This window comes from Weissella uvarum, from assembly GCF_016908785.1.
Lineage (GTDB): Bacteria > Bacillota > Bacilli > Lactobacillales > Lactobacillaceae > Weissella > Weissella uvarum.
On sequence record NZ_JAFBEO010000009.1, the window covers coordinates 1 to 13,651 of the forward strand.

The 13,651-nt window shown below is 39.7% G+C and carries 14 protein-coding genes, 1 tRNA gene and 1 riboswitch; of the genes, 5 read left to right on the forward strand and 10 right to left on the reverse strand.

Annotation, left to right across the window (positions count from 1 at the left end; genetic code table 11):
- Positions 1 to 123: 123 nt before the first annotated feature.
- The 5 genes from JOC36_RS08210 to guaB all read right to left on the reverse strand — a co-directional run bounded on the left by JOC36_RS08210 (position 124) and on the right by guaB (position 4,239).
- Positions 124 to 195: transfer RNA gene (locus tag JOC36_RS08210), tRNA-Gly, on the reverse strand.
- A gap of 73 nt (positions 196 to 268) precedes the next feature.
- Positions 269 to 1,336, reverse strand: a complete 1,068-nt coding sequence (gene queA, locus JOC36_RS08215; protein ID WP_205146014.1) for a tRNA preQ1(34) S-adenosylmethionine ribosyltransferase-isomerase QueA — start codon at positions 1,334 to 1,336, stop codon at positions 269 to 271.
- The gene (gene ruvB, locus JOC36_RS08220; RefSeq protein ID WP_205146015.1) at positions 1,336 to 2,349 is read right to left on the reverse strand and encodes a Holliday junction branch migration DNA helicase RuvB; all 1,014 of its coding nucleotides are present in this window, start codon (positions 2,347 to 2,349) and stop codon (positions 1,336 to 1,338) included. Before ruvB ends, queA begins: the two co-directional genes overlap by 1 nt.
- Positions 2,350 to 2,361: 12 nt before the next feature.
- A complete protein-coding gene (gene ruvA / locus JOC36_RS08225; protein WP_205146016.1) occupies positions 2,362 to 2,952 on the reverse strand; it encodes a Holliday junction branch migration protein RuvA in 591 nt (196 codons plus the stop codon).
- Between the two features lie 135 nt (positions 2,953 to 3,087).
- A complete protein-coding gene (gene guaB, locus JOC36_RS08230) occupies positions 3,088 to 4,239 on the reverse strand; it encodes an IMP dehydrogenase (RefSeq protein WP_205146017.1) in 1,152 nt (383 codons plus the stop codon).
- Between the two features lie 66 nt (positions 4,240 to 4,305).
- A riboswitch (purine riboswitch) is annotated at positions 4,306 to 4,404 on the reverse strand.
- Positions 4,405 to 4,590: 186 nt separating this feature from the next.
- On the opposite strand from guaB, the gene JOC36_RS08235 reads away from it, so the two are divergent.
- On the forward strand, positions 4,591 to 5,811 hold the full coding sequence (locus tag JOC36_RS08235; RefSeq protein WP_205146018.1) for an MFS transporter: 1,221 nt from the start codon (positions 4,591 to 4,593) through the stop codon (positions 5,809 to 5,811).
- Between the two features lie 36 nt (positions 5,812 to 5,847).
- On the opposite strand, the gene JOC36_RS08240 is transcribed toward JOC36_RS08235, so the two are convergent.
- The 3 genes from JOC36_RS08240 to JOC36_RS08250 all read right to left on the reverse strand — a co-directional run bounded on the left by JOC36_RS08240 (position 5,848) and on the right by JOC36_RS08250 (position 7,808).
- Positions 5,848 to 6,495 carry a DUF1361 domain-containing protein gene (locus JOC36_RS08240; RefSeq protein WP_205146019.1) on the reverse strand — a complete coding sequence of 216 codons (648 nt, stop codon included), beginning with the start codon at positions 6,493 to 6,495 and terminating at the stop codon, positions 5,848 to 5,850.
- Positions 6,496 to 6,508: 13 nt separating this feature from the next.
- Positions 6,509 to 7,192, reverse strand: coding sequence for a YigZ family protein (locus JOC36_RS08245; protein ID WP_205146020.1), 684 nt, complete (start codon positions 7,190 to 7,192; stop codon positions 6,509 to 6,511).
- A gap of 115 nt (positions 7,193 to 7,307) precedes the next feature.
- Positions 7,308 to 7,808 carry a GNAT family N-acetyltransferase gene (locus tag JOC36_RS08250; RefSeq protein WP_205146021.1) on the reverse strand — a complete coding sequence of 167 codons (501 nt, stop codon included), beginning with the start codon at positions 7,806 to 7,808 and terminating at the stop codon, positions 7,308 to 7,310.
- Between the two features lie 284 nt (positions 7,809 to 8,092).
- Here JOC36_RS08250 and JOC36_RS08255 point away from each other — a divergent pair, with 284 nt between their 5' ends.
- The 3 genes from JOC36_RS08255 to JOC36_RS08265 all read left to right on the forward strand — a co-directional run bounded on the left by JOC36_RS08255 (position 8,093) and on the right by JOC36_RS08265 (position 9,734).
- On the forward strand, positions 8,093 to 8,572 hold the full coding sequence (locus tag JOC36_RS08255) for a hypothetical protein (RefSeq protein WP_205146022.1): 480 nt from the start codon (positions 8,093 to 8,095) through the stop codon (positions 8,570 to 8,572).
- Positions 8,573 to 8,735: 163 nt separating this feature from the next.
- Entirely contained in the window at positions 8,736 to 9,299 is a 564-nt protein-coding gene (locus tag JOC36_RS08260) for a hypothetical protein (RefSeq protein WP_205146023.1), read from the forward strand.
- Positions 9,300 to 9,353: 54 nt separating this feature from the next.
- Positions 9,354 to 9,734 (forward strand): DUF805 domain-containing protein, encoded by a 381-nt coding sequence (locus tag JOC36_RS08265; RefSeq protein ID WP_205146024.1) that lies wholly within the window; start codon positions 9,354 to 9,356, stop codon positions 9,732 to 9,734.
- Positions 9,735 to 10,167: 433 nt separating this feature from the next.
- Here JOC36_RS08265 and obgE read toward each other — a convergent pair whose 3' ends face one another.
- Positions 10,168 to 11,478: a GTPase ObgE gene (gene obgE, locus JOC36_RS08270; RefSeq protein ID WP_205146025.1), complete on the reverse strand. Its 1,311-nt coding sequence runs from the start codon at positions 11,476 to 11,478 to the stop codon at positions 10,168 to 10,170.
- A 103-nt stretch (positions 11,479 to 11,581) separates the two neighbouring features.
- A complete protein-coding gene (uvrC, locus tag JOC36_RS08275) occupies positions 11,582 to 13,366 on the reverse strand; it encodes an excinuclease ABC subunit UvrC (protein WP_205146026.1) in 1,785 nt (594 codons plus the stop codon).
- A gap of 139 nt (positions 13,367 to 13,505) precedes the next feature.
- Here uvrC and JOC36_RS08805 point away from each other — a divergent pair, with 139 nt between their 5' ends.
- Positions 13,506 to 13,640, forward strand: coding sequence for a hypothetical protein (locus JOC36_RS08805; protein WP_275585888.1), 135 nt, complete (start codon positions 13,506 to 13,508; stop codon positions 13,638 to 13,640).
- The last annotated feature ends 11 nt before the right edge of the window (positions 13,641 to 13,651 follow it).

The following is a 13,651-nucleotide window of genomic DNA, read 5'->3' on the forward strand; positions in this document are numbered from 1 at the left end:
GCGAATTGACTTCGCAAATGTTTTGCACCAACTATGTTGGTGACCCTACACATTTGTTAATATCGAAACGATATTCAGTTTTCAATGATCTACTTTTAATTTCGTTATAAGACAAAATTAAAAAGCGGACGACGGGAATCGAACCCGCATTCCCAGCTTGGAAGGCTGGAGCACTAGCCATTGTACTACATCCGCAATATCACTTGCCGCCAAACGACAAGTAATAATATAGCGCTAAATCAAAGGCATGTCAACACTTATTTTCATATTAACGATGAACAAACATTGCATCACCGAAGGAGAAGAAACGGTACCCTTCTTTAATTGCATGTTGATAAGCGTTCAAAATATTTTCACGACCGGTAAAGGCAGCAACTAACATGACCAGAGTTGATTTTGGCAAATGGAAGTTGGTAATAAATGCATCCACAACTGTCCACTTATAACCCGGACGAATAAAGATGTCTGTCCACCCTGAATCAGCTTGTAACTTTCCATCAAACTTTGTTCCAATAGTCTCAAGGGTTCGAATTGAAGTTGTTCCAGTCGCAACAATGCGTCCACCATTTGCACGCACTTCATTCAAAGTATCAGCAGCCTCTTGTGATAATTGATAGAATTCAGAATGCATCTTATGCTCATCCAAATTTTCCTCTTCAACTGGGCGGAAAGTACCTAGGCCAACGTGCAAAGTAAGTTCCACAATCTTCACACCTTTATCTGCCACTTTTTGCAAGAGTTCTGGTGTCCAGTGTAAACCAGCCGTTGGTGTCGCTGCTGAACCATTCACCTTTGAATAAACTGTTTGATAACGTTCTTGGTCATCCAGCTTTTCTTTAATATATGGTGGCAATGGCATCTCACCAAGTTGCTCCAAAATCTCTAAGAAAATACCATCATAGTGGAATTCGACCATCCGACCACCATGTTCAAGCTCCTCTGTCACAACACCTTCAAGTTTTCCATCACCAAAATCAATTTTTTGACCAACCCGGTACTTACGAGCAGGTTTAATCAATGTTTCCCAAACATCCCCATGATCTTGGCGTAAAAGCAATACTTCAACGTGGCCTCCTGTATCAGGACGGACACCATACAAGCGTGCTGGTAACACACGTGAATTATTCATGACAAGGGCATCCCCTGGGTTTAAGTAATCAATAATGTCGTAAAAATGCTTATCCTCTGTTTCACCAGTATCTGCATTTAAGACTAATAATCGAGATGTATCTCTTTTTTCTAGTGGTGTTTGCGCAATTAATTCTTCAGGTAAATCGTAATCAAAATCATCTAAAGTATAATTTGGCACTTCTTCATTTGGTACTTCTTCACTCATTATTTTTTCTCCTTATCTGGATATGGAATATGTAAATGTTCATATGCAGCTGGGGTGACTTGTCGACCGCGCGGTGTTCTTTGTAGGAAACCGATTTGTAATAAATATGGCTCATACATTGATTCAATAGTCTCAACTTCTTCACCAATATTAGCAGCAATTGTATTGACCCCGACCGGACCACCTTGATAAAAATCAATCATCATATGCAAAATTTTATGATCAATTTGATCCAAGCCCATTTTATCGACCTTTAATAATTTCAACGCATAATCAACAGTCGTATCAGTAATTTCTTGATCGTCGTTTACCATCGCAAAATCCCTAACACGCTTTAATAGGCGATTGGCAATTCGGGGCGTTCCACGTGACCGACGCGCTAATTCAAAGGCACCATTTTCAGAAATTGATGTTCCAAAAACAGCAGCAGAACGATCAATAATCGTTGCCAACTCTTTTGCTGTGTAATACGCCATATGTTCCACTATCCCAAACCGATCACGCAAAGGTTGTGACAACATTCCCGCGCGGGTAGTAGCCCCAATCAAAGTGAAAGGTGGTAATGGAAAATGCACCGGATGAGCCGATGGCCCTTCTCCAACAATAATATCAACATAATAGTCTTCCATTGCTGAATAAAGCATTTCCTCTACTGGTTTAGGTAACCGATGAATTTCGTCAATAAACAAAATATCACCAGGTTCCAATTCATTCAACAATGCAAGTAAGTCGCCGCCTTTTTCAATTGCTGGACCAGTCGTCGTCCTTATATTAACTTGCATTTCATTGGCAATCACCATCGCCAAAGTCGTCTTTCCTAAACCAGGTGGTCCATACAACAGAACATGATCCAATGCTTCTTGACGCTCGCGAGCAGCCCGAATATACACTGACAGGCGCTCCTTTAATGGTGCTTGTCCAATATATTGTTGCAAGCTTTGCGGACGCAATGATAATTCTAAGGATTCTTCCCCTGCATCTGCCGAGGCATCGTGCAAAATATCTTCCGTCATTCTTTATTCCTCTTATTGCAATAACTTTAAGCCAGCACTAACATAAGCTGCTGTATCGGCCAATTGCTCGTTTTTAAGTTGCTTTTCAACTTGTTTCAAATCTTTTTTAGTGTATCCCAATGCCGCCAAAGCTTGCATTGCTTCATCTAGCTCACTTGTTGGCAATGTTACACTGGCCACCTCTGTTGCCGCATCCGTTTGGAATGGTAGTTCATCCAATTTATTTTGAAGATCCAAAATAATTTGTTGCGCAGTCTTTTTCCCAATTCCTGGAAACTTTGTCAAAAATGAAACGTCGTTATTAATGATTGCCTGGACCAAACCTGAATGATCACTATTGGCCAAAATGGCTAAGGCCGATTTAGGTCCAATTCCTGAAACAGCCAATAATTTTTGAAATAGTACTTTCTCATCTAATGTCACAAAGCCATAGAGTGTTTGTTCATTATCGCGAACAATTTGTTCAATATAAACGGTTGCTTCCTGACCTTGCGTGAATGCAAAGGGATTTGCGGTCACAACTCGGTAACCAACACCCATCACATCGACAACGATATAACTTGGCATGATTGCCGTTATCGTGCCCTTCAAATACTCAAACATGCACGTCTCCCCTCGTCCTTTAAATGTCTAATATCACATTATAGCAGATATTAGGTTTAATCGAAGCTCGTTTTGCTAGGAAAGTGGCAATAAAAAAAGCTACTGGTTTAAAATGAAACTAGTAGCTTAACTATTTTAATTTCCGTAATTTGGGGCAACCTTGGCGATTTGTACGTCGTGTGGGTGACTTTCAATCAAGCCAGCATTTGTGATTTGTACAAACTGGCCATTCTCAATTAAGTCCTTTATTGTCGCAGAACCGGTGTAGCCCATTCCTGAACGTAATCCCCCAATAATTTGGAAAATCACATCTGTCAAAGTGCCCTTGTAAGCAGTCCGACCTTCAATACCTTCAGGAACCATTTTCTTTGCTTCATTTACCTCACCTTGGAAATAACGATCCTTTGAACCATTTTCCATGGCAACAATTGAACCCATCCCACGGTATGATTTAAATTGCTTACCAGTTAATTCGTCTGTGAAGACTTCTCCAGGTGCTTCATCAGTTCCAGCTAACATTGAACCAACCATGACTGCATTTCCACCGGCAGCAATCGCTTTCACAATGTCACCAGATTGCTTTAGACCACCATCAGCAATAATCGTCTTACCAACCTTGGCAGCGACTTCTGCTGCATCCATAACAGCAGTTAACTGTGGTACACCGACCCCAGCAACCACACGTGTGGTACAAATTGAACCAGGGCCAATTCCAACTTTGACAACATCTACACCAGCGTCATACAAAGCTTGAGCACCTTCAGCAGTTGCAATATTACCAGCAATAATATTCAAATCAGGATATGCTGCGCGAATTTCTTGCACCTTCCGTAAAATACCTTCTGAATGTCCATGCGCCGAATCAAGAACAACAGCATCGACACCCGCATCAACTAGCGCAGCTACGCGAGTAAGCGAATCTGAAGTAACCCCAACAGCACCAGCAACAATCAAATGGCCCGTCGCATCCGTAGCCGCTTGTGGATAGTTTCCATAATCTACATCGGCATGCTTCACTTTTGCCACTTCAGCTGCTTGTTGTTCAATCAACATATTCTTATGAACAACACCTAAACCACCCAATTGCGCCATCCGAACTGCCAAACGTGATTCAGTTACCGTATCCATCGCAGCTGATAGGATTGGAATGTTTAACTTAAGTGTTGGTGTTAAATCAACTGATAAATCAACATCATTTGGTAGGACATGGGATTCAGCTGGCACCAACAATACGTCGTCAAAGGTTAGGCCGAGCTTGGCTACTTTATTTGCACTTGAAAAAGTCATGATTTCCTCCATTTTTATCAAATAACAATAAAAAAAGCATTTCTGGATACACTGATCCACAAATGCAAGGAAATTGCATTTGCGGATTGTCGCCATTTTTGGAAGGCGGTAGAAACTTGCTAGCCATTTTCTAGCAACTAAATCTGCAAACAAAAAGCTTTTTTAAAGCTACTTTATATAAGTCTTTTTGAATATATTACACGCTCTAAAAATTTTTTCAACCTTTAATTTATGACACAGGTAAATTCGCATTCAGATTCATAAAGTTCTATAATTGAAAAAGTTTTCTCACAAATTGCATCTAAAATAAGATGCAGCTCAATTTAAAATATAGAAAGGATGGTTACTGCGATGATTCAAAAAATTAAAGCACAGTTAAATACATTTCCAACATGGCAACGCAATCTTTATGTCCTGTGGTTTGGCGTCTTCATGATGGGGATTGGGTTTAGTGAAGTCCTGCCCTTTATGTCACTTTACGTTGACACATTAGGTCATTTTACAGCCAAAGAATTGTCCCTTTACAGTTCATTGACCTTTTCCATTTCCTATCTAACAACAGCTATTTTTTCTCCTTTTTGGGGAAAATTAGCAGATGCTAAAGGTCGTAAGCTGATGCTGCTACGTGCTTCATTTGGGATGGCGATTGTTTTTGCACTGATGGGGGCAGTCACGAATGTATGGCAATTAATCTTGCTCCGTGGAATCCAAGGTGTCTTAGGTGGCTTCGTTTCGAATGCGAACGCCATGATTGCCACACAAACCCCCAAGGAACGATCAGGCTATGCCATGGGCGTCTTCGTCACTGGTACGACATCAGGTCAACTGCTCGGACCATTTCTTGGTGGCACATTAGCTAGCTTCTTTTCATATCGCGTCTCATTTTTTATCACAGCTATTATTTTCGGCTTAGTCTTCTTGTTAACCTTAGTCTTTGTTAAAGAAGAATTTGTTCCAGTCGAACGTGCAGAAGCCCCCTCGTTTCGAACAGTGGTCAAATCATTGCCCAATGCGCATTTAACTTTTGGTCTGTTCACGACAACCATGATTATCCAAATGGCTAACTTTTCAATTAGCCCTTTCATTGCCCTATTTGTTCGTCAACTTAATACAACCTCAATCTCAACTACTTTCCTTGCTGGAGTTGTCACGGCTATGCCTGGAATTGCAACGTTATTGGCCGCACAGAAATTTGGCGTCCTCGGTGATCGCTTCGGAACTGATAAAATGATTATTCTAGGATTTATCATTGGCTTCACGGCCCTACTTCCGATGGCGTTCGTTACCACCATTTGGCAATTAATCATCCTACGCTTTATCATGGGAATTTCAAATTCAACCATGATGCCAGCCGTTCAGACCTTACTAACTAAAACAACGCCAACCGACATTACTAGCCGGATTTTTTCCTATAACCAATCCTTTCAATCAATGGGTTCGGTTTTAGGTCCTTTGCTTGGATCAGTTGTTGCCACTAATTTTGGTTATCGTGGCGTCTTCATCGCAAGTGCCATTCTTGTCGCCATTAATGCCATGTGGTTCATCAGTAATACAAAAAGTCTTCGAGAATAAAAAAAAGAGCTTACTCCCAAATAGAGTAAGCTTTTTTTATGGACGTTTCAAAGCATGATACGTTGCGAAAAGAATTAATTGCAAAAGCACAAAGACACCAACAAACAAACACGTAAATGACAAATCCCTAAAAATAACTTGAGCAATTGCGCGCAAGACAATTCCAGGACTTGTGAACACTTCCCATGAATTTAAACGTAGGTATCGACCTAAATAAACGCCTAAAGCAGTTAAGATAGACAATCCGGTATAAAATATTGCTGATGACCACCAACTTCGTTGTTTCACGAGAGTAAATCGCATCTGATAGCCACTTTCAATCGCAAATAATACGCCTAGCAATATGGCGACTGACAATAATCCAAAGTTCCAAACCGTATAAGGATTAATAATCGACAAACCAGACTCTGGTAAATGGATATAATCCGTAATCATATACAAGGCATTAGGATAAAATAGCAGCCACAACAAAGCTAACCCCATTACCCAACCATGATGCATATGCTGAGCCTTTAAATATGCGACTACGTATCCCAAGTCAAGTGGAAGCGTCGCCAAGAATAAATTCCATATCAGAAATTTATTAGGCGTTGGTAAAACGGCTACCGCTAACATGACTAACACCACCATACCATTTAAAATTCCTAGCTTGACCCACCTAGCAGATGTAAATTCCTGTTCCATCCCATCCTCCTTATCACTTCAATGATGATGTTTGGGCTGAAACTGATCGGCTATAAGGCACTTCGACAATCCGCTCTTCACCTAAACTAAAGCTGGCTTGCCCGGCCATCGTATCGGTCACTTGGGCTTCAAATTCTGTGATATTACTTTTGTTCACACCGACAATTAAAGTCACATCAGCCCCATATTGTGTATCTAAGATTTGATATTCAGCCTGTTCAAGCCAATATTTCAAACTTTCATACTGGGCATACCCGACCGTGATACATACTTCTTGTTGTAAGACTTGATTGACTAAGCCAATCTGAGCAATGCCATCTGCAACAGTTCCAGCGTAGGCCCGAATAAGACCGCCAGCACCTAATTTAATGCCTCCAAAATAGCGAGTCACTACGGCAACCACATCATGTAATTGATTATTTTTTAAGACTTCCAGCATTGGCACCCCTGCCGTTCCAGCTGGTTCACCATCATCAGAATAACGTTGGATTAAGTCCGTTGGGCCTAACACATACGTCCACACATTGTGCGTTGCTTTATGTTCTTGTTTACGAATCTTTTCAACAAATGCTTGCGCTACTTCTTCATTCGATACGCGCGCAATATCCAAAATAAATCGTGACTTTTTGATTTCTTGTTCATAACGTGCGGTTGGTTGGGCAATCGTTAAATTCAATGTTTCATTTTCTTCTGTCATTTTGACGACACCTTCCTTCTTTCACGCAATCTATTGCGTCAATTCGACTAACCGAAATCACATTATAGCACAGTTGTTAGTACAACTAGTGGATTGGCAGCAATGCAACTGCTAATTAAATTCCAAACGCCGGTGCATATTCCAAAATCCCAGGCTGTTGTACTGTTTGCGTAAAGCGTTTAATCAAGAAGGCTTCATCCGGGACATCCATTGGCGCTTTAATCTCAAAATTTTTTGCCGGTTGATACCCAAAGCGCCCATAATATTGCGAATCTCCAAGAATACTGATAAAGGCATAATCGTAGTCTTTTGCGATTTCCTCAGCACTCGCCATTAATGCTTTCCCAACTCCATGACGCTGAAAAGCTGGTAATACGCTTAGCGGTGCTAATACTAACCCTTTACTTTCTGCCACATTTGCTTCACTTAGTAACATATGGCCCACCAAATGTTGATTCCATATGACAACTCGCTCAAATGTGGGCGTTGTACTATCGCGTAAATCCTCCACTAATTCTGCCTCTCCCTGATAACCGTGTTCAGAAGTTAAAAATGCCTTTTTAACGACTTGTTTAATCGCTTGTGCCATTTGCTGATTGGCTAATTGAACTTCCATTTTATAGTTCCTAACCTCTTTCATTTAATTAATTTCTATAAATCATTTTACATTAAAATATTAATTATCTATCTAATGATATATGTTTGTTTTTTTACATTGTTTCAAAATTCTAACAATTAAGCTCATAAACATGTAATATACCAATTTCCTTAACTATTCTGTTGACTATGTTTTAACAAGAGAATATTATCAATACATATTAAATAATATGAGAAGCGTTTTCATAATCGATCAATTTGAAAATGATTGTCTCATATTATACCCCGCAGGAGGCTTTCAGAATGGTTGATCAAAATCTTAATGCTCCCAATCACGAGCAGGCGGTAAATAAATCATTTTATAAACAAGTTTGGTTTTGGGTCATTGCCCTCTTAACTTTTTTCATTATCATTATGGCTGGATTCTATGTCTACCAAAATCGCCAGGGTATCACACAAACTAATTATAAGAAAATTAAAATTAGTTCTAATAAATACGGTCGTGGTGGTACCTCGCTAGAACAAGCGAAAAAACTTTTTGGGGAACCCGCTGAAATTTCATCACCAGATCGTATTGATTACACAAAAGCCAAAGATAAGGACGAGCCAGTTTATTACGATGTTAAATGGCGCGATGATAAAGCTAATACCAATAACAGCGATTCCACAGGTGATAACACCAATGATTACGGTGTAGAAAAAGGCACCATCGAAATCAAGTTTGCCAGCAAAACTGGTGATAAATCAGATACCGGTGTGATTAGTAAAGATGAAAACATCTAATGCCAACTGGCATAACGACCTAAGCATGTCTCAAAACCGCTTTTTTTTATTGCCTTTAAAGCGCCTATCACCCGCTATTTCGTCTAAAACTCTTTATTCGCAACTTAGCACAATGCTATAATGGAAGCCAATTAAATATAAATGCATATCGAGGAATAATATTTTGTTAAAAGACCTAGCTGTATTCGTAACACCTTTACATATCTCCGTCTTATCACTGGTAGTTGCTTCATTCGTAGCATATCTACGCTTTCGTGATCGACGTTTTCGAATCTCAGTCCCAATCTTACTCAGAAGTTATGAAAAAACAATGGGAACTGCTGCAAAGAATGATTCAAAATTTGCTGTAAATATCAATAATCACTCTTCCCGTCCAACTGGTATTTACCAGGTATCTTTTATTGGGGATGATGATAAGGAATATCCCGTTACTAACCGCCATTTCCCAGATTTTGGTCAAACTTCAAACAATCGATTCAATGGATTCATTGATGGTGAAACGGTTAAAATCAATGAGGAAGCAGGTAAAACCTTAAAAACCGAATTACCAATTTTTAATTTAAAACCTTATGAATCAAAATTCCGCTTTTTTGAGGTAAATACGATTCCTGAAAAAGTTGAAGTTAAACAGATCAAATTTATGACAACGCGACGCAAGCGTCCGATGTTCCTCAATGTCGATCAACATCTCATTTCTGCAAGTGAATGGAAGCAAGTCCGACATTAATCTGCCCATTACGTGCAAAACTGATCCACGATAAAAGCTGGGAGGTATTCTGATATGGTAGAAGCTTATTCTGCATTTTGGCATAATATTTTTAATTTTTCAGGAACCGCTAATCGTAAGTCATATTGGTGGCCAATCATCATCAATTATCTCTTAGGAAACATTTTAGTCTGGCTAATTTCAAACCTCATGGGCCATCCCATTTCTGATGTCCACACTGCTGGTGATTTAGCTGTTCAATTGATGGCCATGCTAATCAATTTTCTCGTTTGGTTAGCAACTCTATCATTGAAGTTCCGACGCTTACATGATTCTGACCATTCAGCCTGGTGGATCCTAATCCAAATCATTCCAATCATTGGAACAATTTGGTGGTTCATCTTGATGATTTTGCCAACAAAGCGTAATCGTTGGCATGAAAATGAACGCTACTAAATCGGCATTCAAAATTAAAAAGCGTAACCAACATCACGTTGGTTACGCTTTTTTCTTATGTCATTATTTTCATGCTATGCTACAACCTTAACTCAAGACATAGCTCACATCAATTTAAAACGCTTATAATCAAACTAATTAAATACATTCTTGTTCATATAATACACCACATTTTCAGTAACATGATTTTCTAGATTACCTGATGGTTGACTGTGCATAGCTAGGATTGAATTAACTTTTTTCAACAATATTATTATCACATGTGTAAACTGACAAAAAGTCGCATTATATTGACGAGCCAAATTTTTGATTTATAACTATTTTTATCACTTCAGAAGCCACAACTTGTTTGATTTCAAATTTTACTAACATTAAAAAATACAAAAAACCGTTGGGTTTAGGCAATTGCCTTTAATCCCAACGGTTTTATTCATTATTCTTCGTATTCAAACTGGAAGTCCAAAATTTGAACGGTATCGCCATTCTTGGCCCCAGCTTCACGCAAGGCATCATCAACTCCCATCTTACGCATTACACGCGCAAAACGCATTAATGATTCCGTGAAGGCTGTATTGGTCCGACGCATGATGTCTTCAATTTCATCACCTGTGATAATCCAGAAATCATCATCGACATGCTCAATTTCAAAGGCTGGAGCATCTGGGTCTTCAAACTCATACATGGCTTGATCAGTCTCAGGTTCCATATCCTTTGAAATGAACTGTGGTGTGACATCCAACAAGTCGGCCGTACGACGCAACAAGTCTTGAACCCCATCACGGTTCAATGATGAAATTGGCATAATTTCTAAATTATCAGGGACTTCTGGGTCAGCAGCCAATTGTTCTTTAAACATTTCAAGCGCAGTTGGTGCATCTGGCATATCCATCTTCGTTGGCACAATAATCTGTGGACGTTCTAAAAGGGCGGGATCATATGCAGCCAATTCAGCATTAATCGCTTTATAAGCCTCGTATGGATCATTTTCTGGGTCAACACCAGACATATCAATCATATGCAAAATAACCCGAGTCCGCTCAACGTGGCGCAAGAATTGAATTCCTAGCCCAACACCATCAGAAGCGCCTTCAATCAATCCAGGTAAGTCGGCCATTACAAAGTCACGGCCGTCATCCAATTGCACCATCCCTAAGTTAGGTACCAAAGTCGTAAAGTGATAAGCAGCGACTTTAGGCTTCGCTGCTGTTGCAACAGACAACAACGTTGACTTTCCAACAGATGGGAAACCAACCAAGCCCACATCAGCCAAAACACGAAGCTCCAACTGCAAGTTAAATTCTTGACCTGGTTCTCCATTTTCGGCGATTTCTGGTGCAGGGTTTTTAGAAGTGGCGAAGTGAATATTTCCACGACCACCACGGCCACCCTTGGCAACAACTAATTCTTCACCTGGCTCAGTTAAATCGGCAACAATTTGCCCCGTGTCAGTATTGGTAACGGTTGTTCCTTCAGGCACTTTAATCACTAGGTCATCGGCCGAACGACCCGTCATCCCCTTTGTGGCACCATTCTGTCCAGGTGTCGCTTTAAAATGTGACTTATAACGAAAATCCATTAAAGTCCGCAAACCTGAATCAACTTTTAAAATGATTGAACCGCCGTGGCCACCATCGCCACCATAAGGTCCACCCATATCAATATATTTTTCATGCCGGAAAGAGACAACCCCATCGCCGCCCTTACCAGCTTTAACATTAATTTTTACTTGGTCGACAAACGCCATCGTTTATGACCTCACTTTCTTTTTTAACACTATCCGATAATAAAACGTAATCTTCAGTATAAATTAAAACCGAACCGATTGCTAGCAAACAGCCGGAATTTGCTTAATTCTGTCGCGCTTGGAGTGAAATTTTGATATTTTGAATCACTTTGTCCGAAATACCTAATTCCTTTAACTCATCATCTGGTGCCTCAGCTATTTTCTTCAGTGAGCCATACTTCGTGAGCAATTTTTGACGCGTCTTTGGACCAACTCCGTTAATTTCATCCAACTTCGAAGCCAAAGAATTCTTTGAACGCAATTGCCGGTGGAAAGTAATTGCAAAGCGATGTACTTCATCTTGAATCCGTTGCAACAAAAAGAATCCCTGTGATTTTGGATCTAAATGGACATGTGGTGCACCCTCTTCTTTTAACAAATCAGCCGTCTTATGGTGCTCATTTTTTACCATGGCTGCAACTGGAATATCTAAACCTAATTCATCTTCCACAACTTCTTTGGCAGCATTCAACTGAATTTCGCCTCCGTCCATCAGAATCAAATCAGGGAGTTCTGCGCCTTCTTTCAGTAGACGGGTGTAACGCCGTCGAATAACTTCCATCGTTTCTGCACGCTCATCCGCATGTTCAACCGTCTTAGTCTTATACTTACGATATAACTTTTTATTAGGAACACCATCCTCAAAGACAACCATGGCCGAAACCATTTCTTCCCCGCTGGTATGCGAATGGTCAAATGCTTCAATGCGATGAATACTTGGAATACCTAGTGCATCGGCAATTTCTTGCATGGCACCACTGGTTTTTTGTTCGTTCATCTGCAACAAACGGAATTTTTCATCTAATTCAATCTTGGCATTTTTTTCGGCCAGATCCATTAAGGCTTTCTTTTCACCACGCTTTGGCGTGCGTACTGTCACACCTAGCACATCTGAAATCGCTTGTTTATCAACAATATCCGGAACCAATAATTCCTTAGGCAAAATCGCATTTTTACGGTTATAAAACTGCAAAATAAAACTCGTTAACTCTTCACTCACATCATCAACAATTGCAAATAATCGTTTTTCACGCTTCATTAAGCGTGATTGACGAATAAAGAAGACTTGTACAGAAAGCCACCCCTTATCCATATAAAAATTAATTAAATCACGTGGGGTCCCATCATTTGAAATAATTTTTTGTTTCTCAACGGTTGTTCGAATAAACTTTAACTGATCTCTTAAATCAGCGGCTCGTTCAAATTCCAAATTTTCAGAGGCCGTTTGCATTTTAGCCTGTAATTGCTGGGTAACTTTTTTGGTATCGCCATTCAAAAATGATTGAATATGCTTAATTTGCTCATCATATTCAGCTTTGGGTACTTCACGATAACAAGCTCCCAGACACTGTCCCATATTCGCATACAAGCATGGCCGGCCTTGATAACCATTACAACGGCGTAATGGATAAACCTTCTGTAAAAAATGCACGGTTTCTTCAGCCGCATAAACATTTGGGTAAGGCCCAAAATAATGAGCCCCGTCTTTTTCAACTTCACTAGCCAGCTTAATTTGCGGATCACGTTCGTTCGTAATCTTAATGTAAGGGTAACCCGTCCCCCGCTTCAAACGGATATTATAGTATGGCTGATATTTTTGAATCAACGTAATTTCAAGTAAGAGTGATTCTTTTTCTGAGCTCGTGACAATATAGTCAAAATCAGCAATATTCTTCACCAATTCAGCCGTTTTTCCAGTATGTTCACTCTTAAAGTACGAACGAACACGATTTTTTAAATTTTTAGCCTTACCAACATAGATAATTTTGCCATTAATATCTTTCATTTGATATGAACCTGGCAAATCTGGTAATAAGGCGAGCTTTTGCTCAATATGTTCTGAAGCCATGTCATTGACCTCCTTTCACGAAAAGTGCTGATACTATTATACACCATATTCGGTTTAACTAAACATCTTACCGGTTTAAAAACCAGGACAAAAATGCTACACTTATAGCAATATGAATTTAAAAGGTAGGTGAACGACGATGGGATTACTTACACGCCGCCAAGACGAACTTGGTAAAAACATGGAAGAAACTTTTACAATTCCTGATTTGGATTCAGATGATAGCGCAAAAGATTTCTTGAATAAAAAGAATACTGATAAAGACAAAGATTAAAAAAAGATGCA

Excerpts from the sequence above, each read along its gene's own strand:
- queA (WP_205146014.1), bottom strand. The coding sequence starts at position 1,336 with ATGAGTGAAGAAGTACCAAATGAAGAAGTGCCAAATTATACTTTAGAT.
- ruvB (WP_205146015.1), bottom strand. The coding sequence starts at position 2,349 with ATGACGGAAGATATTTTGCACGATGCCTCGGCAGATGCAGGGGAAGAA.
- ruvA (WP_205146016.1), bottom strand. The coding sequence starts at position 2,952 with ATGTTTGAGTATTTGAAGGGCACGATAACGGCAATCATGCCAAGTTAT.
- guaB (WP_205146017.1), bottom strand. The coding sequence starts at position 4,239 with ATGACTTTTTCAAGTGCAAATAAAGTAGCCAAGCTCGGCCTAACCTTT.
- JOC36_RS08235 (WP_205146018.1), top strand. The coding sequence starts at position 4,591 with ATGATTCAAAAAATTAAAGCACAGTTAAATACATTTCCAACATGGCAA.
- JOC36_RS08240 (WP_205146019.1), bottom strand. The coding sequence starts at position 6,495 with ATGGAACAGGAATTTACATCTGCTAGGTGGGTCAAGCTAGGAATTTTA.
- JOC36_RS08245 (WP_205146020.1), bottom strand. The coding sequence starts at position 7,192 with ATGACAGAAGAAAATGAAACATTGAATTTAACGATTGCCCAACCAACC.
- JOC36_RS08250 (WP_205146021.1), bottom strand. The coding sequence starts at position 7,808 with ATGGAAGTTCAATTAGCCAATCAGCAAATGGCACAAGCGATTAAACAA.
- JOC36_RS08255 (WP_205146022.1), top strand. The coding sequence starts at position 8,093 with ATGGTTGATCAAAATCTTAATGCTCCCAATCACGAGCAGGCGGTAAAT.
- JOC36_RS08265 (WP_205146024.1), top strand. The coding sequence starts at position 9,354 with ATGGTAGAAGCTTATTCTGCATTTTGGCATAATATTTTTAATTTTTCA.
- obgE (WP_205146025.1), bottom strand. The coding sequence starts at position 11,478 with ATGGCGTTTGTCGACCAAGTAAAAATTAATGTTAAAGCTGGTAAGGGC.
- uvrC (WP_205146026.1), bottom strand. The coding sequence starts at position 13,366 with ATGGCTTCAGAACATATTGAGCAAAAGCTCGCCTTATTACCAGATTTG.
- JOC36_RS08805 (WP_275585888.1), top strand. The coding sequence starts at position 13,506 with ATGGGATTACTTACACGCCGCCAAGACGAACTTGGTAAAAACATGGAA.